This window comes from Rhizobium anhuiense bv. trifolii (genome assembly GCF_024346605.1).
Taxonomy (GTDB): Bacteria; Pseudomonadota; Alphaproteobacteria; order Rhizobiales; family Rhizobiaceae; genus Rhizobium; species Rhizobium anhuiense.
In genome coordinates, this window is record NZ_CP098803.1 from 2,936,174 (window position 1) to 2,957,628 (window position 21,455).

The following is a 21,455-nucleotide window of genomic DNA, read 5'->3' on the forward strand; positions in this document are numbered from 1 at the left end:
GAACCATGAATATGCGATCCGGCAGTTAAAGCGTTTTCCGTCGCATCTGCTGGCGGATTGTCAGCGCGAAATGGAATTGAGCACCCTTGCCTCGGCCGCCGAAGTGGATGATCGACGATCGAACGGCGGTCACATGCCGCCCAGCAGCTTGAAGGCGATCACCCACATCGTGAAAGCGACGAGCGTTTCCAGCATCCGCCAGGACGAGGGCTTCGAGAAGATCGGCCGCAACCATGTTGCGCCATATCCGAGCGAAAAGAAGAACAGGAAGGAACCCGTCACCGCGCCGGCAGCAAACGAAGTCTGCTGCCCCGGGTAACGTGTCGATATCGTGCCGAGCAGCACGACCGTATCGAGATAGACATGCGGATTGAGCCAGGTGAGCGCGAGGCAGGTCGCAAGCGTCTGCCCAAAACTCGATGTCTTGGCCTCCCCGGCCGTCAAAGCCGCGGACGACCGCAAGGCCGAATAGAGGCTTCTCGCCCCGTACCAAAACAGAAATGCGGCTCCGCCGTAGCGCATGGCGGGATCGAGCCAGGGCATGAACCTGGCGATTTGCTGCAGGCTGGTCACCCCAAGCACGATCAGAGCCGCATCGGAGACAGCGCATGCGAGGCAGACGGCAAAGACATGTTCGTTGCGCAAGCCCTGGCGGAGGATGAAGGCGTTCTGCGCGCCGATGGCGACAATCAGGCTGAGGCCCATCATCAGGCCGGTTATATAGATCGAAAAATTCATCGCTTCGGCCAACGCCCCTTAATTCGGTAGGGTTGCGCTACCGCGATTACGAGAATTAGGCTAATTAATCCAACTAACTCCGATTAAGCGAAACTAATCCATGCTCGACTATCCCGCGCTGCGCGCCGTCGCAACCATTGTCCAGACAGGCAGCTTCGAAAGAGCGGCGGCCGTCCTGAACGTGACGCCTTCGGCCGTTTCTCAGCGCGTGAAACAGCTGGAAGAGCGTCTCGGCGCCGTTCTCATCGTCAGAGGCACGCCGTGCACGGCGACGGAAAAGGGGGAATGGCTCTGTCGCCATGTGGAGAATGTCGGCATGCTCGAAGCCGAACTCTTCGGGCAGCTGCCGGCTCTCGTCGATCCCGACGAGCCCAGCCAAAGGGTCACGCTTCAAATCGCCACGAATGCTGACAGCCTCGGGACATGGTTCGTCGAGGCCATGTCGAATTTCGCCAAAAGCTCTTCCTATCTGCTGAACATCGCCGTCGACGATCAGGATCATACCGCCGAATGGCTGCAGCGCGGGCGGGTGATCGCCGCCGTCACCAGCCTGGAAAAGCCGGTTCGCGGATGCCGGCGTTTTGCCCTTGGGTTTCTGCGCTACCACGCCACGGCAACCCCCGAATTCGTCGCGCGCCACTTTCCGCAGGGCGTGACATCGGAGGCGATACGCAACGCTCCGGCGCTGACCTTCAATCAGAAGGACAGGCTCCAAAGCAGCTGGATCAGGCGAACGTTCGGACGCGATCTCGATTATCCCACCCACTGGCTGCCGTCGCCGCAGAGCTTCGTCGAGGCGAGTCTTTCGGGCATGTGCTGGGGAATGAACCCGACCCAGCTGACCCACGAGCATCTCGCATCCGGACGGCTGGTCGAACTGGTGCCCGACACGCCCCTCGATGTCCCGCTCTACTGGCAGATAAACCGCCTCGCCGCCGACCGCTTGGCGGATCTGACGCGTGAAGTCGTCACGGTGGCCAAGCGCCGTCTTTGATGCATCACTTAAAGATACAGCAGGACCGAGTGCGCTTTGTCAGACGTAAGCCGTGCGGCTGCCGAACTCGCTGGTCTCGTCAAAATTCTTCGTGCCGATGCGCTCGCTTTCGCCGGAGAATTCTCCAGAAGCTTCATCGGTGGGCTTCGATGCGGCAGACGACTGAGATTGGCTGCTTTCGCTCGCTTCGAGCTTGGCGATCTTGGCTTCCAGCGTATCGATGGATTTTTGGATCGTGGCCTTCTCTTGCTCGTCCTGCGTCTGCTCCAGGTCTGCCTTCTTTTCGGCAAGCTGGGCCTCGAGAGTGGCAAGCTGATCCGACGAACTCGAAGTCGAGGTTGAAGCGACGGAACTCAAAATTGTGGATGCGGAACTGGAAATTGCCCTGACCATGAGCATGACCTTCGATGATGGAATGTCACCGTTCTAGCCAGGGAGAGTAAAGGTTCGATAAATAAAGTACCGAATAGTACCAAAATAAATATCGCGCTCTTATGCGATGGCGATGATCTCCAATTCCTGGCCGCCCGCCTCCGCCGCATCGCCGACAGCCTTGCCCATCAAAAGCCGCGCCACCGGCGAGACGTAGGAAATCGATCCGGCCTTGGGATCGGCTTCATCCTCCCCGACGATCCGATAGGTCTGCACGCGCCCGTCATCACGGCGGAAAGTCACCGTGGTGCCGAAGGCGACGGCGTCGATTGACGTAGGGTTAGGCATGATCTGGGCGGTGCGAAGTCTTGCCGCTAAGTAGCGAAGATCACGCAAGGGATTGGCCGTCTGCCGCCGCCGCTCGTTCACGTCTTCGATCGTGCTCGCAGCATCATAAGCTTCGCGGGCCTGCTGGAATTGCAGCTCCAAAGCCTTCAGCCCCGCCTCCGTGACAAGGTTGGGGTGCGGCGAAATCGGACGGTCGGGCAGCAGGGTTTCCGAAGCGGTTTCGAAACTCTCTTCCTTGGTGAAGGCGACGGCCAATCTCGAACTCCGTTTTAGGCGCAGTGCGCGCGCTTTATCGCTGGCGGGGCGAATGCCCCATCTGTTTGTCGGCACCCTACATACACCGACTGCAGACGAACCGCCAATCTTGGCTCATCAGCCGCCACTAGCTTGGGAGCCTTGGGACCGTCCTGCCCCGCATGGCGTTTAGACCGGTGCACGGCTGAGGAAGGGCAAAAGCCCCGCGAGCAGCCAGAGCGCCACGACAAAGTCTGGACCAACACATGCCTGCGTTCCTGACGGATGCCATGCCACTGACGCCGAGCTGGTGGGATATCGCCACGCGTATCGCGCTGACGGTGGTTGCCGGCGGCCTGATCGGTCTCGACCGAGAGCGCGGCGGTCACGCGGCGGGCTTCAGGACCACTATCCTGGTGGCGCTTGCCGCCTGCCTGGCGATGGTCCAGGCAAACCTTCTTCTCTCGGTATACGGAAAAACGCCTGGCTCCTTCACCCAGATGGACGTGCTGCGCTTTCCCCTCGGCGTGCTGACGGGCGTGGGCTTTATCGGCGGCGGAGCGATCCTCAGGCGCGGCGATATGATGACCGGCGTCACCACGGCGGCGACCTTGTGGTTCATGACGGTGGTCGGCCTCTGTTTCGGCGGCGGCCAGATCCTGACCGGGATGGTGGCGACCGCGCTTGCCTTCATCGTCCTGTCGCCATTGAAGCGTCTGGATACGTGGCTGCGCTGCGAACGCAAGGCAACGCTTCTCATCCGCAGCGCCGATGCCGATATTCCCGAACTGTCGGAAGCGCTGAAACCTCTCGCATGCCGTGCTCTGTTCGTTTCCTTTGCACGGACCACCGATGGACACGCCGGCGTGACATTCGAACTAAGATGGATGGCAAAAGACCATGACACATCCGCCCGCGAGATCGTGAATGCCCTGTCAAAGGCGCATGACGTCGCGGATTTCTCGATGCAGTCGACGACGAACTAAACCTCCATTCCCTTCATTTCGACACGTGCTCGGGTTTGCCCTTCCTCTTGGTTGAGGCGAACTCCTCCAGCTGTTTTTCGCTCATGGATTCGACCATCTGTTTCGAGGCGCCTTTGAGTTCGCTCTTCGGCGTCTCGCCACGCTTGGCCGAGAGTGCGGCGCCTGCCGCCTTCTGCTGGGCCTTCGATTTGGCTGGCATATCGATCTCCTCTTGCTCAAACGAGCGACCGCCGGTTCAAAGCTTCCGGAGTTCGTCAGGCTTGTGTGCGGCGCGTTTTCCCGACTTGTCGCTCTCGACGATATATTGCGGTTCGGCCTTCGATGCCTTCACCCTGTGGCCTTTGATCGTCGTCGGACCGCTCTGCTTTCTGACCACCCTGCCCTCGGTCTTTCCCTGGCTGGTATTCCAGCTTACCTCGTCGCCCTTCTTCAATTGCTTCGGCATGGCGGCTCCTGTTTCAAAGAGGCTGCGGCCCGCAAGCCGCAGCCGATGGGCTCTCAGTTGATGGTGGCCCATTGCATCCGGACATCCCAGGCGTTCTTCGACAGATGGACGTGTGCATCGACGTGATCGACCCAATCGATCGGGATCAGGTGGTGCTTGCCGTCTTCCGAATCGAGCTTCGTCAGCTTGATGCGTGTCGGGCCGTCGAGGTGATCGACTGTGCCGACATGGGTGCCGTCGGCAGCCCGCACTTCCATATGCTCACGGATCTGATCTGCGGAAATCATCGTTTCCTCCTTTGCATCATTGTCAGCTACGAACTGGCAACGAGGTGGAGCAAACTTGGTTCCGAGGCATCCGGCCGCGCACCGAATTATGCTCGTCAGCCCCGATGTTATGAAATCCATTCAAAATGATTCAAAATAATCCTTAAAAATCAGAGAGCGCAAGAAAAAACGATTCAGAACGCGGTCAGAAACGATTCACCCAACGTGGTTCTGATGGACCTATTCTACGATATCGAAATTGACTGTCCATAGAAACTCTCGACTTCAGTTCGTAGCCCGAAGCCATCTCTTCCAGGTGGCGAGTGGATCGCAGCTCGCTTCAGCTCCCATAATATACGCTGCTCAGGCATTTTAACCCCACCAATACGAAACCGACCCGCGATCTCCCTGATCGAAATGTATTTAGCCCTGAAAGAAGCAAGTTCTTCCATGGTAGGACGTTCATGGTTTAAGAAATGGTGTCGGGTGTTGGCGAACGCAGATGTGCGGCTCTTATCCAAGTAGAACGCAACGTCATTCCAAGTAAGTACATTGACGACTTTCGTAGATGGCAATATTTGGCTTAGTATAGCCTTCCAATTCTCGAAATCGATGACGTGCAATGCGTCAATCCAGGTGCCACCCGACGAGTGTTTTACCACAGGCAACTCGCCTTCTAACAGCTTTCGTATGACCGGCGGCCATGGGCAGCCGAGCAGCCTGAACATCACAGACACAAAACTCTTCACTGGCAACGATGCCTTGCTCTTCGTCTTTGGGACCGACTTCAGAAATGAGGCCATTTCAGTCTGACCAATTGACGAATGTACGAAAGCCGAAGCCAGACCGACTTCCGGGCATCTTAGTGCACCGTACCGAAAGCAGTTTAAGAGGATGCCAACTGGCAGCCCAGTGACACACTTCAGGGCAAAAACCTCTTTCGAGCGAACAGCAAGGTTGAGAAGTTCATACTCAGCGCTTGAATTGAATATGGCAGGAGCTTTTCCGTCCTTAGGCGATCCACCCTCGACGCCCCCGAATGCCAAGCCCGCTATCCGTTTTACATCGGTCGATTTTGCCGCATTTGCACACACTTTAAGGAGCGATTTGCTGACCAGGCGAGACTGGCCGAAAAGTATGACGAATGGATGCCCATTTAAGCTTGGTCGCGAAAACGGCAGTCTCCTCTCCAACTCAGGAAGAAGTTTCTCAAATCCGTATGGCCAGTCCAACAAGGCTCTCGCGGCCAGAGCCAGATTGGTCGGGGAAGCGGCCTGCGCCGCGAGGTAATATCGCCGTGCCAGGGCATTTGGCTGTACGTTACCATCCAACACATTTGCAATGAGTGAGCCCAAAAAGAAGATGGAACCAGGCTCTTCCTTCGAGATGTCTGGATGTAGGTTGGAGAGCGTGACTTTGCTTTCAGGGTGACACGGGTCAAGCAAGCCTGCGAGAAATCGCAACGCATCCTCGTGGGGTACGCTCACGATGGGTTGTGGGTGATTTCGCAAATCGCCTCTGCTACCGCACTTATGACAGAAGCAAACTCCGCGACTATTCAGAAAATCTAGGGCAGCAAGGCAAACCGGACAATGATCCAGCAGCATTTCCAAAGTTGTTGGATCGAAGTTCAAAGGGGCAAGATGCCATATTGCCCGGGAATGTGGCGACTCGCGGAGCGACCGTGGCGAGACGCGTCGGTTAGAGATTAGCTGCTTTGCTGTAACCCTGCTGCCGAAGAATGAGTAATGGCTGCTCTCATTGCGGTGCAGAGCAGCGCCTTCGTCTGACTCGTTCGGCCCTTTGACCCGGGGGTATGAGATTGGAACGAGATCAGCGGCTCCATTTGGTGTCCCGATGAGATCGGCTATCGCCGAGATTTCGAACGTTGCCAGCGCCGCAAGTTGGTGCGAAAAGGCTTTGGCCTCCCTGCCCAGCATTCGATTGGTCGTTGACAAGCCGTTTATACTCGCCGATCTGAACGCTACATCAGCGAGCCCTTCGCCTGGCAGGGGAGCTACCGGAACCGCAAGGCGTTTCCCTTCAAGGGAAATCAGTCGCTGAGCAATTTCTGTGGTGATTGTAATCGGTGGATCGTAAAGCATCGCATTTACCCTTACTGCTACTTGGTGACAGATCGGCGTAGCTGCTCCCATATGCCCTTGCGAGTGGGTCTCTGGCTCCCCAGTCTCCCCTTCCGGTTTTGTTTCCGGCGAAGACAGCGAGGCTTTAAGCGGACTCCTATGCCTCACCTGCAATGTCTGGAAAGAAGATCACGCCTTCGTCCTCCAAGCTCGCACGACCTGCTCATCAAAGCCTGTCAGGCGTCTTCACCGCGCCCTCTCGTATTTCGTCACGACCTTTCTGGCGACACAAGCTTCAGCGCTAGCTGGGTCTGGGACAAATTGATCAGAACTCGGGCCGTTTGCACCTGTTTGCCTCGGAAGAATTCTTCGTGCCCGCCAGTCTTCCAACGTAATCTCGGCTCCTGCTTTACCGTCTCCGCCAAGGAATTCGATTCCCTCGACATCGAATATCTGCGAACCCTGTGAGCCGCTTTCGTGGGCCTCGGAGAGGACACCTTTCCGAGTTACCTGACGACGCAAAAGCCTACTGATGCTCCTTCGCGGCAGACTGAGAGAACGGTTCTGGGACCATCCATCGGACTCCCGCCCCCCAATTCTCGGTCTCAGCGGTAAGTTCGATATTCAACCGAGCAAAGGCCTGCTCCAGCTTCTTTAAAGTCTCCAGATTCAGTCCGGCGATTTGCCCCGTTTCTAACCGGGTGACGAAGTTCCGGTTCACGCCGGACGTTGTTTGGAGGTCGCGCATCGACAGGTTAGCCATCGCGCGAGCCGCGCGGAACTGCGCTCCCCGGTATCGGTCCTTTTGGCCCGGTTTGAGCCAGCGTACCCCTGCTCCCTGTACTCCTGTGGATGTCAGAAATTCAATTCCGTTTTTTTCAAACGCCTTTTGCAAGTTTTCGGCATCCGAAGAGAACAGCTTGTACTTGGCGGCTTCCCATCGACTGACTTCGCGGCGATCCAGTCCCACCCACGCCGCGACATCCTCTTGATCTTTACCAAGAAGCGCTCGTGCTGCCCGGAACTGGCTCGCCAAAATCCTCATTTGGCGGAAGAGCAGCTTTCATTTGCAAAATGTCAACATATTGGGCATTTGTCTTACCAAAGGAGCTTTCAACTCTTTTTCTTTGCGTATGTCTCACGAATCGGTCTATTTCCTTGCTCGCCCGCAAACGGAACTCGAATCAAAAGGTCCTCTCGATGAACGACAAATGGCTTGGAACCCCACCCCTCGTGATCCTCCCGCGACTGAGGTCGCTCCTCGCTGATCTCGAACAACTTGCCCTGCCCGGCAGCCACCCAGCACCGAACGAGCTTGTCAACATCCGGAATTGTTTTGTCGCGAGCCGCGCGGTGCCCTGCCTGATGGGCGAGATGAGCGGGCACCCGTCTATCAAGGACGGTCCCGGCATCACCTCCGAGCTGTTTTATCTCGACGGGAAGCGGAAGCTCGCGCGGACGTTGAGCCGTTGGTATCGGTTCGACGACGGCCTCATCTGATCCGGGCGGAGAATATCGATGGATACGGCCTTTAAGGACAACCTCGACGCATACATCACCAAACTCCAGCGGATCGCGATCCAGCTGAACGGATTGCGATCCGCCCGCCCCTTCAAGGCTCGTCGTGAAGGAGCAGCACTCGCGATGAAGTCTACGCGCCTTTTCTTAGCTTATTGTGCATTGGTGAGCCTGGTCCGCCGAAACATCGAGCCGATCTGTAATCCGTTTTGCGTTGGGCTCGTCGTGGTACCAGCCGCATGGCAGTTGAACGATATCCAGGAGGCGGCGAAAATCATCTTCAAAGATGAGAAAGTTCGCTTTTGCCTACATCCGGCGTCTAAGAGTCGGCGCGGTTGGGAGATTGACCCTGCTGAGCATCTCACGTCAGGCAGATTGATCGTCTTCGTGACCGAGGGATCGACAATCCATGAGGATTTCGAACTCGCGGCAACGGTCCGTGACCGCCTCCACCTGTGTGATCCCCGCCACCTTCGAGCGCTTGGGAGGCTCCGGGGCTGCGGCAATCTCTCCGACGACCATATTGCGCTGATCGCCGAACAGCCTTCAGAGAGGATGGAGGCTATCTACCGGATTGGGCAACCGGCCGAGCGGGCGGCGACGCGGCTCCGGAATGAAAGCAAGCAGCGCCTCCTATCGACCGAAGTCAAACGACTGGATGTCTCCAAAGGCTTCGGTGAGGCGTCCACCTGGGCACTGGAGCTGAAGAAAGACCTCCAGGATTGGCGCGACGGCAAGCTAGCCTGGTCCGATGTCGACAAGGGGTGCTTGTTTTACGGTCCGCCGGGCACAGGGAAGACGAGGTTTGCGTCAGCGCTCGCGGCGGAGTGCGAGATGCATCTGGAAGCCACGTCCATTTCAAAGTGGCAGAGCAGCAAAGATGGTCATCTAGGCGATATGCTCAAGGCAATGTACCGATCCTTCGCGAGCGCCAAGGAAAATGCGCCCTGCCTGTTATTTCTGGACGAATTTGACTCCATTGGCGACCGTACCAAATTCGATTCCAGACACGCTGATTACAGCGTCCAGGTGGTGAACGCACTCCTGGAGTGCCTCGATGGTGTCGAGGGACGAGAAGGCGTCGTCGTCGTGGGGGCTTGCAATCACCCCAACAGAATCGATGCCGCGCTCATCAGAAGCGGTCGGTTAGAGAAGCATGTGTACTTCCCCTTGCCGAATGCGGAAGCCCGGGCCGAAATCCTCGCTTTCCATCTCCCATCCCTTGCCGAACATCCTTCCTTGAAGGAAATCGCCGCCAGACTGCCCGGCAAGAGCGGTGCCGATCTGGAACGCCTGTCGCGGGATGCCCGTCGGACGGCGCGACAGGAGCGCCGGGGCGTCACAATTGATGACCTCCGAGAAAAGATCGAGCCCCTGCCTGTTCTGAATGAAGGATACCAGCTGCACATCGCAATTCACGAAGCGGGTCATGCGCTTATAGCTCACGCTTTGCGAGTTGGAAGAGTCGAGCGGGTTGAGGTGTTCGATAACGCCCGGAACTTCGCAACAGACATCGATGCGCACGGGATCACTGTTATCGAGCACCCAAGGCTACCCTTCAAAACTAAGGGGGAAATGATGAACCTAGTCGCCATGCACCTGGCCGGGGCGGCTGCGGAAGAAGTCTCTTACGGAGACCGGTCGACTATGGCTTCAGGTTCGAGCCAAAGCGACTTCGCGATGGCAACGGAACTCGCCGTCGAAATGATCACGAAATACGGCTTTGGTACGTCGCCCTACTATCTACCAGGCTCCATAAACACGAGCAGCTCTTCGGAGCTGTGGCAGGACCGCAGGCTGAGAGCGGAGGTCGATGGCATTCTTCGAACCGAGTACGCGCGGGCAAAAGACATGCTCAGCGGCCTGCAGCAAACGCTTGTGAAATTCGCTGCCGAGCTGGCCAAGCACAAGCGACTGCAAGGGAATCAGCTGGAAAAACTTTGGCCAGGAGCAACAACCTCAGACCAGACGGTGGCAAGGAAATGTTGAGGGACCGTTCTGTCAACATTTCCTTGGTCCGTGAAAAGGTTGCTCTCGCAGTGGTGCGGGCCGTGGCATTCGACCTGAACGAACAGTGCCTGACGACGCGCCCATGAAATCTGGCTGACGCAGACAATTCCCAAAGTTCTGAACAGAAAGACTGCGGCGGAAATTCCGGCGCGTCATCCCCACACCTTTGCCTCTGCTAAAGGAACGGCCGAGTGAGAGCTTGGATCATCAGTGACCTCCACTACTCCCCGATGGATGCTCTCGTGGGCGCTCCCCTTCGGATTCCGGATGCGGATATCTGCATCTGCGCAGGCGATATTTCGGAAAACGTTTCGATGAGCATCGCTTACCTGCGACGCGATATCGAGCGGCATATGCCCGTCATCTTGGTCCTGGGAAATCACGACTATTACAACAGCAGCATCGATCTTGCGCTGGAAAGAGCACGTCGCGAAATCGAAGGCACCCGCATCCATCTCCTAGAAAATCAAAGCATCGAGACATCCGGTTGCCGCTTTGTCGGCGCTACCTTGTGGACCGACTTTGCGGTGTCTATCGGTGGGGACGAGCATGTTCCGCCGGAGGAACGTCGGGCTGTTGCATTCGGCCTAGTGCCGTCGCTGATGGCGGATTTCTCCTGCATTTTCCGATCCGACCCTCGACGCCCCGGTGAAAACGGGCTGATCACAGTTCAGGAAATCCTTGAGCGCCATATCGCGAGCCGATCATTTATTGACCGCGAACTGGAAAAGCCGTTCGACGGCCGCACATTCGTCGTGACCCACCACGCACCGCTCATTCGGAGCTTCGATGCCCGATTTTTTGGGAGTGTAACCAATGCAGCGTTTGGAAGTGATCTTTCGGACTTGATCGCGCGAAGACGGCCCGACGTCTGGATTCACGGCCACATCCATAAATTCCGTGACTATATGGCTGCCAAGACCAGAGTAATTTGCAATCCTCGCGGTTATGGTGGTGAGCGCGGCACATCAGGATTTCGGCCTGATTTCGTGATCGATTTATAACGCGAATATGACTTCGACCTTGTCATCAACGAACTGTCAACTGGGCCAAGGTGTCCGTCGATCCCTAGAAAGACCTTCATACTGTGGATAGAGCAGATTCCGGATTCGCACCTCTTGACGTTGCATGTATTGATCCCGATATTCGCGCTATCCGTTTTAAAGGTATTCCCGAGGGGACGGAGAATAGCTTGAAGCTGTCAAGCCCGAAAGCTGCCAGCAGTATTGCTACGATGTCCATCAGGACCTCCATGCGTATCTGGACGCCCACGGTGCATGAAGAGCAATTCTTCATACAGCCAATATAGTCCATTATCTCGACTAAATGTGCCGTAGGGTTTCCAGGCCCGTTCTAAACAGTCGGGGGCGAGAGGTTAACCGGAAGCACAACGGTTCTCTTGCCCCCTCTCGCCTTTGGGGGAAATGCGTGAAGCCATGGACACCAACGGTTCGGCGTTATCCGCATTTTGATCCTGTTATTTCGGTTGATGAAGCTGCAGCAATTGCGACCAATCCCACGCAAGTTGCCAAGCACACGTTTTACCCATTCCTTAAATATAACGAGGGTTGGACGGCCTTCGCCAAAAAGGGAACATTTGGGCGACGAAAAGATCGCCCAATCCGCTACGCGGCTCGCCTCGACAGTTGCATTTTTTCTTACTACCGCTACCTCCTTTCTGAACCATATGAGGAAAAGCTTCTGGCGGAGGGCCTGGCCAATTCTGTCATCGCTTATCGAAGGATTCTCAAGTCCAACGGTCGAGGCGGACAGAGCAACGTCGAGTTCGCGCTATCGGCTGTTGATGCAATCCGCAGCCTTGGGAACTGCTGCACGCTCGCGTTGGACATCAGCAGCTTTTTTGAATCGCTTGACCATGTCCGGTTGAGGGAAGTTTGGGGCGACCTATTAGGCGTCTCGCGCCTTCCAGAAGATCATTTCAGAGTCTACCAAGCGATTACGAGATATGCCTACGTCGAACTTGAAGAAGCCTACGAAAGGCTCGGTTTCTATGGTGAAAAGAAAGACCGGCATGGCAAAACTAGGCTTGGATACCTCCGGTCTCTCAAGGAAATGCCGGTGCAGCTTTGCGATGGCAGATCATTTCGAGCGAAGATCGCAAGTGATGGCGGTCCCCTCGATAATCAAAACAAACAAGGAGGGCATGGGCGTTCCGCAAGGCGCACCACTTTCCGATCTTCTCGCAAACGCTTATCTGCTGGAATTTGACAAATCCGTTCGCGACCTGTGCGCAAAAGTCGGTGGCACCTACTTCCGATACTCGGACGATATCCTGATCGTTGCGCCCATCAGTTTGGAAAAAGCATTGGAAATGGAGCAGGATGTCCGCGCCGCAATCAGCGCCTTGGGCAAGGGTCTCGTTATCAAGGAAGCGAAGTCAGCGATCCATCGGTTTGAAGACGGCAACGGTCGACAAAATATATCGGTCATTAAAGCTTTCGACAAAGATGACAAACCAATGCCCGGCAAGCCGTTCGAATACCTTGGCTTCCGCTACGACGGGTGCAGCGTCTTTATTCGCGATAAGACAATGAGTAACCTTCATCGCAAGATTGCGTCGGTCTGCCGAGCGTCAGCAATAAAGATGGTGAAGCGATATCAGGGAAAAGGAGCGGACGAAATTCTCGAAATGGCTGACCTTGAGCGCCTGATCCAGGCATTTGGCACGGTTGAGGACTTCCGTTCAAAGGCGAGCGACTATCGTGCATGGACGTTCACGACATATGCAAAGAGAGCGTCGCGAGCGATGGGAACGCTTGGAAAGCCTATCGCCCGGCAACTGGGCGGTCTGCGCCGATCAATCAAAACTCGCCTGGCAGCAGAGCTAAAACGAGCGCTTTCCTAGCATCAACCATCGAGAGGTGTATCGCCGTGCCCGATCTGCGTGTCAGCTATGAGGTTGCCGACCACGAGACGCGGACGCCGTTCAGGAAGCAATTTCTGGGGATGCACCCGCTATCCGACCAGTAGAGGCACAAGGCCTTACTGAAATCTTAATTAACTGCGGGATGGTTCCCATCCTTGTCTCCGTTCCAAGAATCGCCGAATGCCTTTGAAGCGGGAATGTCATCTTCCCGCTTCAAAGCTTTCTTGACGGCATGGAGCTCCTGCTAGTGAGCCAGCTTCTTGCTTGCCTTATCGCTGTCGGGACAGGCCCCGACGTAGGGCAGTTTTTTGCGCGATCTCGCCATCACCGTCCTCACTGTTATTTGTCAGTATGCGTGTTTCTCGAACGTGTTCCGCCCGTGTTCGTCGTAGGTGTAGATATTGTTGCCGCGCCTGATGCTTACGGTGGAGCCGGTAAAGCCTACGAGACCGTCCTTCGGACCGTTGCCAGCCGGGAGCTGACAGGTGTTTCGTCCACGCTCATCATAGAGGTGAACGTAGCTTCCTTTTTGCGATGCGTTGGAAGTTGCCATCAGCGAACTCCCTTCTTCTTGCCACCAGGCTCGAAGCCGTCAGATGCGTCTCCTATTGCCCTCAGACGCTCTTTCCCGAGCACCCCCTCGAAATGCTCCTTCCGACCTTTCCAGCGGCCTCCCTTCTGGTCGTTATCGAAGCCGAATACGAACAGGGATGGCTCCTTGACGACGTTCAAAGCAAGCTTGCCGCTGGCGAGGTCCTGCAGCGTCTTCAGATGGGACTCAGACCCGCCGTCAAACCCCAGGCTCTTTCTCAGTTGGTCGAGATCGTGATGGAACCGGCAAACATTCCGGAATGCGGTGAGCAACTGTTCTTCCCTGGCCTGCAACTGCCTTTCGTAGGCGGCCAGCTGCCTCAATATCTTGTCGTTGAACAGCTCCGAATTGCTGAAATGCTTGGCCTCCCAAAAGACGAGGTCGAAGCCGTCAGCGGCTCTGCGAAGCCTAACCACATCGACCCGATCCTGCTTCCTCCCCACCTCCAGCTCGTCGTGTTCCGTCACCTCCGTGCTGCGGTTGAAAGCAACTTCAACGTCGATCACAAAGGGGTCGTCTTTGATCGCAGCATAGACTCCCATGCTCTCGATGCCCGAGAAGGTTTTGGCGGCAGCCTTCATCTGTCGGAGCGACACCCTCTCCTGGTAATCGCCCTGCAGGTATGGGTGTTTATAATCAAAGGACGCGTTCTGCATCTTGATGTAAGGGTCACGGTCGTCGAGAACCAGGTACTTCACATGGGTCCGTGGTGTCACCTTGCCACCGCTGAACTCGATGGAATAGATGGCCCGTCCGCGATAGTAGACGTCGATACGCTCGTCTCTCAAGGCGAAGAATAGTTCCGGATCACCGAGCGCGTCACACAGCCAGGAGCCTTTCGGACTTTTTGCAGTCTCTTCGAGAAGTTGCATCTGTTTTTCGTGGATAAAGCGGACGAACGGCCTGAACGAAGCTTCCATAGTGTCTCCCCCTTGCTTGCTGAACTTAACCTCGCAACCCCAGTCCGCAGCTTCGTCCCACGACTTATGGCGCGGTCGCTGCCTACTATGCCAGCGCTGCTTCCAGTGTTTGCCGATGATGGAGCATCCAGGAGGCACTTCTAGTGCGCCAGGCAATTGCCCATAGCGGTTCCGCATCGTTCGACTCTGGCGTGACAGCCGCCTCTTTCGCCTGCTCGGCCGCATCGTGAACTGCGAACGTGATTAGCTTGTCGACGAAGCCGCCGCGTTGCTTCCGAGACAGACCATAGCCGTCAAGCAGCAGGCGAACTTGATGCGCTCTCATGGTCACAGAGCCTAATCCGACCCTCTCCGCAATGTCGTCATCGTAGAGCTGGGCATTCAGCCAACAAGCCTGGGCCAATTCGATATCCGCCCTGACAGGCCCAGCCACCTCCCAATCTATCAACCCGACAGGCAATCCTGACCGGCAAACAATGTTCCATGGGCCTGTGTCGCAGTGTCCTATTACGTGTTGACCCTCACCGAGGTTACGCCCGAACCAATCGCGCCACATCGAGTTTTCGGGAGGTTTGAACGAGGCGGTGGCATCGTGCAGTCGCCGCAACATCATTCCAAATTGCGGAAAAGCCTCCTCCGACCAAGGGCCTGGGTGAACAAACTCACCCTCGATAAACGATAATGTCTCCCGGCCGCGCTCATCGAAACCGGTGCCGACAACGGAAGGAGCTTCAGCGAAGCCAGAGGCTTCCAGATGCCGCAGGAGCGAAATGACGGTTGATGACCACGGGCCGCCTTCGCGATACACGACTCCGCCGCGCCGCGTGACAGTCGTTCGTCCGCCACCTGTCAGGCAAATCTCATCATTCATGGCACCCACCTGGATTCCATTAGTAGCACCACAAGCGGCGCGTTTACCTTTCAGCCTTCGCCCCCCGGCAACGATTTCTGCACCTCAAGGGCCTCGCTCCTGTCGTTGGCAAGCCGCCATAAAGACACGGTCGCTGTTGCCGCCGCTGGGTCAGCGCTTACGGCCCAAAACGGACGACTGGCCGACGGCGTTCATCAAGAGAAAAACGGATCGTCGGCCTTCTTCAGTTCGCAGGCATTCCCGTCCTGCGCCTATGGATTAAATCCATCAACGGCTATTCGCTGGAGATGCACCGCATTGATCAAGTCTACAGGAGCGGCTTCTGCAGAGCGGCTCGTGATAGACGTGTCATAGAGGGACGCCACCATCGATAGAGTACCTAATATGTGGCCAAGGTCGAGGTAGACATCGGCAAGACAGGCAGCGGTTTGATAACGCCACATGTATACCTCAGGCCGAAATACGATATCGATCTGACCGCTCCGTAGATCACCCCGATAGCCTGCGGAAAACAACCGATGCTGCTCACAGTCGTAATAATAGCGCCCGTCATCCAGGGAAACATAAGCCTCAATGCCGTGACGCGCTCCAACCGAAGGTACGTTTTTTAGGAAGATCGTGTCACCGTGGAATTTCCGCGTCTCAACCACTCCAAAACCGGCGTACAGGAGCGACGACAAGATACAAAATTGATCGGCCGTTTTTAGGAACGGAACTGGAAGCTGGATCGAGCCTTCGCTCGATAGGCGCTGGGTCAGCGTGAGATCGGGTTGAACGGAAACTTGGTGCTGCCGTACATTTTCCTCGGCATCTCGCTCAATTTCGGCCTCAGCATCGGTGTAATCTCGATAGCCGATCCGAGAAAACCACTCGAACCAAGTTGTTAGCGGGTCATACGCCTGAAAATATGCTTCGGGCACCTCTAGATGTTCGGCAATTTCCCAATCGAATTCTCGGCTTGACCGCCGACGGAAATCTAACAACCACGGAGAGCCGTTTATCAAGATCGGTGTTTTGCTTGCTCTCATGAATAACTCACCGCCTGTATCACGTAATGAGTGACGTCATCGATGCGCACCGGCTGCCTCTCGACAAACGCGATTTGGTCGTGTTGCGAGGGAAGCTCCGACACGCCGGTTCCGCCGCGACCGTAATCCTGCCCCGACGCACTCATCGCATGGGCTTCACTAGTTGCAGCTTCCACTGCCGCTTCGGTCGTTCTGCGAACTGCGGAACCCCAACCGACATGTCCCGCAACACGGGCGTTGGCCAAGCAGTAGGAAACCTGGCGGAGCCTCGATTCGTGTACCCAAGCTGTTGAACCGTCTCGTCGGATCGTGGCCAACTTAAGAAGAGACTGCTGATCTCGTCGAAACCGAGCGTTCCAGCCGCGCTCTAAAACCTCATTGACCGCGTGTTCAATTGCTGCCTTGCGCCGGGGATGTGCGGCAAATCCTGTGGAGTTGTTGCCGCGCATCCAGCACAGATGTGGCCGCGTTACGAACAAGCTCAACGGCAGGGTGACGGATTCTCTGTTGAAGGCATTGGTAGCTTCGAGCATGAGACGCCTTGCAACCCGCGTCACTCGCGCATTGAAGGCGTCTGGTGATGCAAACGCGATCCTCTCCGCAAGCTCAGACTTTGCTTTTGCAACCGCAATCTCGTACTGAAGATCGGTTCCCGTACATATGATCTTGCGACCAAGCAGAATTATCTGGCAGTCAGCAACAAACCTGCCGGAGTCGGTTACGAATACTTTCGGTTTATCTGTTCGGTAGTGCATTTAGGGCAGTTCGACTTTGAACGGCGGGAATGGAGATTGCAAGGAACAGCGGTCCCAAGACCAAAGCGATGGCCAACGCTTGAACCGAGCCCAAGACGGCCGCCAGCGCGAGGATCACTCCAGAGGCTAGGTATGCAATGGCGCTGAGATGCGTGAGCTTGCCTCCGTCAGCTTTGGCGAGCGTATATCCCCGAACCACAAGCTGCAGCCCGTCGCAGATCAGGAAAAGTAGCGCCAATCCGGCAAGCGACAGCGGGAGAGCAAATATGTCCCGATTGCTCACACCTATTAATCCAACGTAGATCAAGAAGCAGAGCAACGAATACGTGCTGTAAACGGCGATCAAGACGTGCAGCCGGGGAAACGGGCGCGGCGTAATCAAACGTTCGGTGACTGAGCGTCCAAGCCCAATCGCAAGTCCGCTCGTCAATTCCACCAAAGTGAAAAACGGGAAATAAAAAACCGCGATTTGCGGAAACTTTGCTGCCACCACCCACCCAACTAATGCAAGAAACCCCATTTCGAGCATGTTGATAAAAGACGCAGAAAGCCCTGCCCCGATTCCGACCAGATCAAGCTTCCGAAGTGAGAAGACATCCTTCAAATCCTGGCGACTGAACCTCCATTCGGTCGGCAGGATTCTGGCGTAGGCCAGGGCGTTGTGGAAGAGAGCAAGATATACGCCGATGAGAAGCGATATGATCGAATTTTGAGTGCCAGCGAAATGCGACAGCCCGACAAAGAGCAGATTAACTCCTGCATAGATCAGCGACGATCTCGTGATGACGCTTCGCACAATTTGTCGTTTTCCCTGGGCGAAAAAAACCTCCGCACAGTAAGCATTCCATCCAGCCACAAACGGCCGGAGCGCAGACAGTGCTATGAAAGCAATGGTTTGGGTACGCGGTGCACCTTCGAGGGTGGCGACGGAGACCGCGATAAGCGCCAGGTAGACCCCGATCATCATGCAAGCAGCGCGGACGATTGCAGCAAATACGTCGGCCTTTGCCCCTCTTTTCAGATTGTGCATGCAGATAAGCGAGCAAAAGTTCAGAAAAGCGATATTGAGGGTCAGTATCGTGATCAGAACATTTGACGCCACCTGAAGTGCAGTAGCGCCGATGAGCGTGACGACGATAGTGTCAGCCACATTGGGAATCATTCTCCGCCAACTGATCGATGCGTATTCGAACGAAGTCCGATAGAACCCATGCTGGTTTTCGTCGCTCATGCTCTAGCCTGCCGTGACGAGATAAAGCGGGAGGTCGTCCTCCGCTTCAAGAAACAGATGCATTTTCTCATCGTGGATGGCGGGCGTGAGAAAGGTGTTGAAGTCGTTGATCGTTGCGAGGGTCAAATAGAATTGGGCGAGCTGTGAGGTGTTGATCAGCAGATTGCGGTAGCTCCGCTCGTGCCTGTACCGCGATGTGTATGACTTCAAATCGCCGCAGATCACAAACGTGAATAGCCCGCTCGAAGCCCGACTCTGACCGATAGCGAGTTTTGCCATGTCCAGCTTGAAATCACCGGCTCTGATTGCTTCAAGTTCGTGATTGACGACATTGTAACGATAGACTCCGGGTGGCAACGAGCCATCCTGCCAATCGATCTGTCCATATGTGACAACAAAGGTGGACAACGCTGAGAAGGCGCTGTCGAAAGCTATATCGCGAGGAGACTCGAAGTCACGATTTTCAGCGATGACCGCGCGTTCTCGCGCATAGAGGTTCCCAAACCAAAGTATCTCGCTGACCTCGGTGATCGACAGTTGTTTGCGTGTGAAGGGTTTGAACGAGCGCCTGTTCATGAGCCCGTCCAGTATGACTGCAGCTGCCAGCTCCCGGGACGGCTTGACCAATCGCGTGGCGGTGCCGCGTTTCCTACGCTTCGATTCCATCGGTTCGGGATAGCTTTTGATATCCTCCAACCCGCCAAATTCAATTGGATCGTCATTATAATTGAGATTTCTGCTCGCGAAATGCAGGATCAGTGCGTCCACCCATCCCTTATCCACCCACAACTGGATCCCTGCCTTCTGCGAGGAGATCGACGCGGATGGCACCAAAAGACCAAGCTCAACCAATGCTTCGATGGCTGCGAGCGCGGTGGTTTGGTCAACATCCAGCGCATCAGCAACAGAGGCAGCCAAATCCCGAGTCTGGGCGGGGGTGTTCTTGGCAATGGCTGGAATGTACCGCAAGAGTTCAACATCGGTGAAGGAAAAGCTGTCGGCGGTCAGGAGGTCTTTGAGGACCGGGATTCCATCTTCAAGATTCAGTTGGAGAAGCGGGCGCAGTTCAATCATGGTGGTTCTCGTGTCTGTGGACGACAAAGGCTGACATCGCGGACTCGATGAACGGATCGAGCGTCAAGACGCTCTCAACTATGCTTTCCGGCACAGAAAAGGTTTCACTGAAATCGAGGCCGAGGATTTTGGCAGCCAAAACCTCGTTGGCATGGATATGCCCAAGATCAAACTGCATCACACGGTAGCTTCGCGGTTCGCGGTACCGAAACATACTTCGCTCGAACCGACATGTATGAATGAAAGCAAAGCCGAACGGTTTTGACCGTGATCGGGGCAGCACTGAGCTTGCCTCTTGCAGTGCTTTCAATGAGGTGGACGCTATTTCGATAGCATCGAGCCGATGATGGCGAACATTGTAGTGATATACGCCAGCTTCGATACCTGCAATCTCATCGCCGACAACCACGTAGAATTCGATGGGGTGTCGCGCTCCTCCGGATGGGACGGCCTTTCGCAGATGCTCGCCAGTGGCATACATGTTGACGGTATCCGTCTTTGCGGCCGCATAGTTGAGGAGCAATGTGATTATATCGAGCGACAGTTCGTTCGGAAGCGGTGCCTTCTCATGACCGAATGCGACGGACGCCGAGTTATTGAATTCGAACGCTGTCAGCGGCACTAAACTTGGCAAATCATATTTCGGTCGAGAGTTGGCGGCCTTGTGAAAATTCGACGGAACAGCCTCCTCCGACAAATGCTTGTCCATTTGTTCAAGGTCCTGGCGTTTAACGTCCTTCCCATCCAGATAATTGATCCAGTCGATGCGACTTGAGACCAGGTGATAATCCCATGCCTGTGGCACATGTGACAGCTCTACCGTCAAAGGATCAAATTGGCGGTCTTTCAAGCCCACCGGTTCGATGATGCCCGACTCGCACATGCCTTCGATTGCTGCGGCCACTTCGTCGGGATCGTAATCGGATAGCGTCTCAACAGCGTCTACCAGACTTCTCGGCTGCATGAATGCTGACCAAATGTCCCAAAATAGGCGATTGTGAGTGATGTCTGCGTCCCAGGCGACCTGGTCAACTGCGCGATATAGATAGGCGTCGAGGCTGTAGTAGCGGAGGTGGAAAGAGCGGTCGATTACGAATCGTTGGACGAAGTCCATGCGAAACATCCCGTTGAAAGCGAGGGCATAAGTGGCGGGTACGTTTGCCGCACCCGCCGGATGTTCACTTAAGCGACGCAGCCCTGACGGCTACCTCCGATGTCGACCTTCGTCTTCGACTTCAGAACAGCAGCCTTGAAGGTCGCCTTGATGGAGCCCTTCTTCACTTCGACATTCTTCGCAACCTTGTTATCCATGCAACAACACCTCATTTAGCGATTGGGGTTTGCCAGCAGTCATTTGCTGACAAATGTGAGCCTATCTTGTCTTTTAAAAAATGCAATCATATGGAGTATTTTGACAAATACGCAATCGAATCAAACGGTTGCAAATACGTCGAGAGCAACAAAAAACACAACTAATGATCGATTCAGGAAAGAAAAAAATTATGCAGCGAGAAAACCTCGCTGCGGAAATTGGTGACGCTTCGGCGATAGATGCCGCCGACTGCGCCCGTGTATTGCGGCGATCAATCGCAGAACTTTGCTTGGCTGACCATCACGGAAATTCTGCCGAAATAGATGAGTGGTTGGAGAACAAGACCGCAGCAAACGTATCGATGTGGATTGACAACCCGCACTCAATATTTCTTACAGCTAAGGTTGCCGGACTAGTAAGAGGAGTCGGATCGGCTCTTGTTAGTGGCGAGATTACACTTTTGTATATCGATCCAATCGTACGCTACCAAGGAATAAGCACCAAGCTGCTAGCAGCTTTAGAAAAGCGGCTGCTATGCGTTGGCTGCTCTAAAAGCTTCTTATGGTCTACGGAGACTGCTCGTGTCTTTTACGCGTCGCGCGGATACGTTGAAGTAGAAGATAGCCACCCGGCCAAAATGGAAAAAAAGCTGATGGGGTAATCGGGGGAGCAAGCGCGATCTCGTCCGCCAAGCCAATAATTGCCACACTGTTCCATCTTCCTTCCGCGCATCGTAACCAGGGGATGGCTGACTTTCAGGAGCACAATGCGGGAATGATATTGATCCGCC

General features: G+C 55.4%; 25 protein-coding genes. 8 read left to right on the forward strand and 17 right to left on the reverse strand.

Annotation, left to right across the window (positions count from 1 at the left end; translation table 11 throughout):
• Nucleotides 1–129 precede the first annotated feature (129 nt).
• Nucleotides 130–738 carry a LysE/ArgO family amino acid transporter gene (locus NE851_RS23195; RefSeq protein ID WP_028756550.1) on the reverse strand — a complete coding sequence of 203 codons (609 nt, stop codon included), beginning with the start codon at nucleotides 736–738 and terminating at the stop codon, nucleotides 130–132.
• A 100-nt stretch (nucleotides 739–838) separates the two neighbouring features.
• Here NE851_RS23195 and NE851_RS23200 point away from each other — a divergent pair, with 100 nt between their 5' ends.
• A complete protein-coding gene (locus NE851_RS23200; RefSeq protein ID WP_028756549.1) occupies nucleotides 839–1,732 on the forward strand; it encodes a LysR family transcriptional regulator ArgP in 894 nt (297 codons plus the stop codon).
• Nucleotides 1,733–1,771: 39 nt separating this feature from the next.
• Here the strand turns inward: NE851_RS23200 and NE851_RS23205 are convergent, their stop codons facing one another.
• Both NE851_RS23205 and greA read right to left on the reverse strand, forming a co-directional pair.
• Nucleotides 1,772–2,131: a hypothetical protein gene (locus NE851_RS23205; protein WP_368411036.1), complete on the reverse strand. Its 360-nt coding sequence runs from the start codon at nucleotides 2,129–2,131 to the stop codon at nucleotides 1,772–1,774.
• A gap of 93 nt (nucleotides 2,132–2,224) precedes the next feature.
• Nucleotides 2,225–2,707, reverse strand: a complete 483-nt coding sequence (greA, locus tag NE851_RS23210) for a transcription elongation factor GreA (protein WP_028756547.1) — start codon at nucleotides 2,705–2,707, stop codon at nucleotides 2,225–2,227.
• A 245-nt stretch (nucleotides 2,708–2,952) separates the two neighbouring features.
• On the opposite strand from greA, the gene NE851_RS23215 reads away from it, so the two are divergent.
• Entirely contained in the window at nucleotides 2,953–3,672 is a 720-nt protein-coding gene (locus tag NE851_RS23215) for an MgtC/SapB family protein (RefSeq protein ID WP_028756546.1), read from the forward strand.
• Between the two features lie 13 nt (nucleotides 3,673–3,685).
• On the opposite strand, the gene NE851_RS23220 is transcribed toward NE851_RS23215, so the two are convergent.
• The 5 genes from NE851_RS23220 to NE851_RS23240 form a co-directional block, all read right to left on the reverse strand.
• The gene (locus NE851_RS23220) at nucleotides 3,686–3,871 is read right to left on the reverse strand and encodes a DUF3008 family protein (RefSeq protein ID WP_028756545.1); all 186 of its coding nucleotides are present in this window, start codon (nucleotides 3,869–3,871) and stop codon (nucleotides 3,686–3,688) included.
• Nucleotides 3,872–3,907: 36 nt separating this feature from the next.
• Nucleotides 3,908–4,117, reverse strand: a complete 210-nt coding sequence (locus NE851_RS23225) for a hypervirulence associated TUDOR domain-containing protein (protein WP_028756544.1) — start codon at nucleotides 4,115–4,117, stop codon at nucleotides 3,908–3,910.
• Nucleotides 4,118–4,170: 53 nt separating this feature from the next.
• Nucleotides 4,171–4,404, reverse strand: a complete 234-nt coding sequence (locus NE851_RS23230; protein WP_028756543.1) for a DUF2171 domain-containing protein — start codon at nucleotides 4,402–4,404, stop codon at nucleotides 4,171–4,173.
• Nucleotides 4,405–4,628: 224 nt separating this feature from the next.
• Nucleotides 4,629–6,488 (reverse strand): hypothetical protein, encoded by a 1,860-nt coding sequence (locus NE851_RS23235; RefSeq protein ID WP_183844992.1) that lies wholly within the window; start codon nucleotides 6,486–6,488, stop codon nucleotides 4,629–4,631.
• 505 nt (nucleotides 6,489–6,993) lie between these two features.
• On the reverse strand, nucleotides 6,994–7,512 hold the full coding sequence (locus NE851_RS23240; RefSeq protein ID WP_183844991.1) for a helix-turn-helix transcriptional regulator: 519 nt from the start codon (nucleotides 7,510–7,512) through the stop codon (nucleotides 6,994–6,996).
• Between the two features lie 155 nt (nucleotides 7,513–7,667).
• Here NE851_RS23240 and NE851_RS23245 point away from each other — a divergent pair, with 155 nt between their 5' ends.
• The 5 genes from NE851_RS23245 to NE851_RS23265 all read left to right on the forward strand — a co-directional run bounded on the left by NE851_RS23245 (nucleotide 7,668) and on the right by NE851_RS23265 (nucleotide 12,861).
• Nucleotides 7,668–7,967, forward strand: coding sequence for a hypothetical protein (locus NE851_RS23245; RefSeq protein WP_183844990.1), 300 nt, complete (start codon nucleotides 7,668–7,670; stop codon nucleotides 7,965–7,967).
• 18 nt (nucleotides 7,968–7,985) lie between these two features.
• The gene (locus NE851_RS23250) at nucleotides 7,986–9,974 is read left to right on the forward strand and encodes an AAA family ATPase (protein ID WP_183907873.1); all 1,989 of its coding nucleotides are present in this window, start codon (nucleotides 7,986–7,988) and stop codon (nucleotides 9,972–9,974) included.
• A gap of 251 nt (nucleotides 9,975–10,225) precedes the next feature.
• Complete coding sequence (locus tag NE851_RS23255; RefSeq protein WP_210299113.1) at nucleotides 10,226–10,999, forward strand: metallophosphoesterase; 774 nt, start codon at nucleotides 10,226–10,228, stop codon at nucleotides 10,997–10,999.
• 424 nt (nucleotides 11,000–11,423) lie between these two features.
• The gene (locus tag NE851_RS23260) at nucleotides 11,424–12,224 is read left to right on the forward strand and encodes an RNA-dependent RNA polymerase family protein (RefSeq protein WP_254958065.1); all 801 of its coding nucleotides are present in this window, start codon (nucleotides 11,424–11,426) and stop codon (nucleotides 12,222–12,224) included.
• A complete protein-coding gene (locus tag NE851_RS23265) occupies nucleotides 12,160–12,861 on the forward strand; it encodes a reverse transcriptase domain-containing protein (protein ID WP_246712929.1) in 702 nt (233 codons plus the stop codon). Before NE851_RS23260 ends, NE851_RS23265 begins: the two co-directional genes overlap by 65 nt.
• 367 nt (nucleotides 12,862–13,228) lie before the next feature.
• Here NE851_RS23265 and NE851_RS23270 read toward each other — a convergent pair whose 3' ends face one another.
• The 9 genes from NE851_RS23270 to NE851_RS23310 all read right to left on the reverse strand — a co-directional run bounded on the left by NE851_RS23270 (nucleotide 13,229) and on the right by NE851_RS23310 (nucleotide 20,664).
• Nucleotides 13,229–13,435: a hypothetical protein gene (locus NE851_RS23270; protein ID WP_183844986.1), complete on the reverse strand. Its 207-nt coding sequence runs from the start codon at nucleotides 13,433–13,435 to the stop codon at nucleotides 13,229–13,231.
• Nucleotides 13,435–14,394: a hypothetical protein gene (locus tag NE851_RS23275; protein ID WP_183844985.1), complete on the reverse strand. Its 960-nt coding sequence runs from the start codon at nucleotides 14,392–14,394 to the stop codon at nucleotides 13,435–13,437. The genes NE851_RS23270 and NE851_RS23275 overlap by 1 nt, the downstream gene beginning before the upstream one ends.
• 85 nt (nucleotides 14,395–14,479) lie before the next feature.
• On the reverse strand, nucleotides 14,480–15,265 hold the full coding sequence (locus NE851_RS23280) for an aminoglycoside phosphotransferase family protein (RefSeq protein WP_183844984.1): 786 nt from the start codon (nucleotides 15,263–15,265) through the stop codon (nucleotides 14,480–14,482).
• Nucleotides 15,266–15,516: 251 nt separating this feature from the next.
• Nucleotides 15,517–16,293, reverse strand: a complete 777-nt coding sequence (locus NE851_RS23285) for a nitroreductase family protein (RefSeq protein ID WP_183844983.1) — start codon at nucleotides 16,291–16,293, stop codon at nucleotides 15,517–15,519.
• Nucleotides 16,290–17,048, reverse strand: a complete 759-nt coding sequence (locus NE851_RS23290; protein WP_183844982.1) for a YcaO-like family protein — start codon at nucleotides 17,046–17,048, stop codon at nucleotides 16,290–16,292. Before NE851_RS23290 ends, NE851_RS23285 begins: the two co-directional genes overlap by 4 nt.
• Nucleotides 17,029–18,279 (reverse strand): hypothetical protein, encoded by a 1,251-nt coding sequence (locus tag NE851_RS23295; RefSeq protein ID WP_183844981.1) that lies wholly within the window; start codon nucleotides 18,277–18,279, stop codon nucleotides 17,029–17,031. Before NE851_RS23295 ends, NE851_RS23290 begins: the two co-directional genes overlap by 20 nt.
• A gap of 3 nt (nucleotides 18,280–18,282) precedes the next feature.
• Entirely contained in the window at nucleotides 18,283–19,353 is a 1,071-nt protein-coding gene (locus NE851_RS23300) for a SagB/ThcOx family dehydrogenase (protein WP_183844980.1), read from the reverse strand.
• Nucleotides 19,346–20,467 carry a SagB/ThcOx family dehydrogenase gene (locus tag NE851_RS23305; protein WP_183844979.1) on the reverse strand — a complete coding sequence of 374 codons (1,122 nt, stop codon included), beginning with the start codon at nucleotides 20,465–20,467 and terminating at the stop codon, nucleotides 19,346–19,348. Before NE851_RS23305 ends, NE851_RS23300 begins: the two co-directional genes overlap by 8 nt.
• A gap of 68 nt (nucleotides 20,468–20,535) precedes the next feature.
• Nucleotides 20,536–20,664, reverse strand: coding sequence for a trifolitoxin family RiPP peptide (locus NE851_RS23310; RefSeq protein WP_179869564.1), 129 nt, complete (start codon nucleotides 20,662–20,664; stop codon nucleotides 20,536–20,538).
• A 164-nt stretch (nucleotides 20,665–20,828) separates the two neighbouring features.
• Between NE851_RS23310 and NE851_RS23315 the strand changes: the two genes are divergently transcribed.
• A complete protein-coding gene (locus NE851_RS23315; RefSeq protein WP_183844978.1) occupies nucleotides 20,829–21,326 on the forward strand; it encodes a GNAT family N-acetyltransferase in 498 nt (165 codons plus the stop codon).
• Nucleotides 21,327–21,455 lie beyond the last annotated feature (129 nt).

Bases quoted from the DNA above. Each gene is read 5' to 3' on its own strand.
- NE851_RS23295 (WP_183844981.1), bottom strand. From the start codon at position 18,279: ATGAGCGACGAAAACCAGCATGGGTTCTATCGGACTTCGTTCGAATAC.
- NE851_RS23235 (WP_183844992.1), bottom strand. From the start codon at position 6,488: ATGCTTTACGATCCACCGATTACAATCACCACAGAAATTGCTCAGCGA.
- NE851_RS23195 (WP_028756550.1), bottom strand. From the start codon at position 738: ATGAATTTTTCGATCTATATAACCGGCCTGATGATGGGCCTCAGCCTG.
- NE851_RS23290 (WP_183844982.1), bottom strand. From the start codon at position 17,048: ATGCACTACCGAACAGATAAACCGAAAGTATTCGTAACCGACTCCGGC.
- NE851_RS23225 (WP_028756544.1), bottom strand. From the start codon at position 4,117: ATGCCGAAGCAATTGAAGAAGGGCGACGAGGTAAGCTGGAATACCAGC.
- NE851_RS23200 (WP_028756549.1), top strand. From the start codon at position 839: ATGCTCGACTATCCCGCGCTGCGCGCCGTCGCAACCATTGTCCAGACA.
- NE851_RS23205 (WP_368411036.1), bottom strand. From the start codon at position 2,131: ATGCTCATGGTCAGGGCAATTTCCAGTTCCGCATCCACAATTTTGAGT.
- NE851_RS23255 (WP_210299113.1), top strand. From the start codon at position 10,226: ATGGATGCTCTCGTGGGCGCTCCCCTTCGGATTCCGGATGCGGATATC.
- NE851_RS23270 (WP_183844986.1), bottom strand. From the start codon at position 13,435: ATGGCAACTTCCAACGCATCGCAAAAAGGAAGCTACGTTCACCTCTAT.
- NE851_RS23285 (WP_183844983.1), bottom strand. From the start codon at position 16,293: ATGAGAGCAAGCAAAACACCGATCTTGATAAACGGCTCTCCGTGGTTG.
- NE851_RS23220 (WP_028756545.1), bottom strand. From the start codon at position 3,871: ATGCCAGCCAAATCGAAGGCCCAGCAGAAGGCGGCAGGCGCCGCACTC.
- NE851_RS23215 (WP_028756546.1), top strand. From the start codon at position 2,953: ATGCCTGCGTTCCTGACGGATGCCATGCCACTGACGCCGAGCTGGTGG.
- NE851_RS23300 (WP_183844980.1), bottom strand. From the start codon at position 19,353: ATGATTGAACTGCGCCCGCTTCTCCAACTGAATCTTGAAGATGGAATC.
- NE851_RS23275 (WP_183844985.1), bottom strand. From the start codon at position 14,394: ATGGAAGCTTCGTTCAGGCCGTTCGTCCGCTTTATCCACGAAAAACAG.
- NE851_RS23280 (WP_183844984.1), bottom strand. From the start codon at position 15,265: ATGAATGATGAGATTTGCCTGACAGGTGGCGGACGAACGACTGTCACG.
- NE851_RS23305 (WP_183844979.1), bottom strand. From the start codon at position 20,467: ATGGACTTCGTCCAACGATTCGTAATCGACCGCTCTTTCCACCTCCGC.
- NE851_RS23315 (WP_183844978.1), top strand. From the start codon at position 20,829: ATGATCGATTCAGGAAAGAAAAAAATTATGCAGCGAGAAAACCTCGCT.
- NE851_RS23240 (WP_183844991.1), bottom strand. From the start codon at position 7,512: ATGAGGATTTTGGCGAGCCAGTTCCGGGCAGCACGAGCGCTTCTTGGT.
- NE851_RS23265 (WP_246712929.1), top strand. From the start codon at position 12,160: ATGGGCGTTCCGCAAGGCGCACCACTTTCCGATCTTCTCGCAAACGCT.
- NE851_RS23310 (WP_179869564.1), bottom strand. From the start codon at position 20,664: ATGGATAACAAGGTTGCGAAGAATGTCGAAGTGAAGAAGGGCTCCATC.
- NE851_RS23250 (WP_183907873.1), top strand. From the start codon at position 7,986: ATGGATACGGCCTTTAAGGACAACCTCGACGCATACATCACCAAACTC.
- NE851_RS23230 (WP_028756543.1), bottom strand. From the start codon at position 4,404: ATGATTTCCGCAGATCAGATCCGTGAGCATATGGAAGTGCGGGCTGCC.
- NE851_RS23245 (WP_183844990.1), top strand. From the start codon at position 7,668: ATGAACGACAAATGGCTTGGAACCCCACCCCTCGTGATCCTCCCGCGA.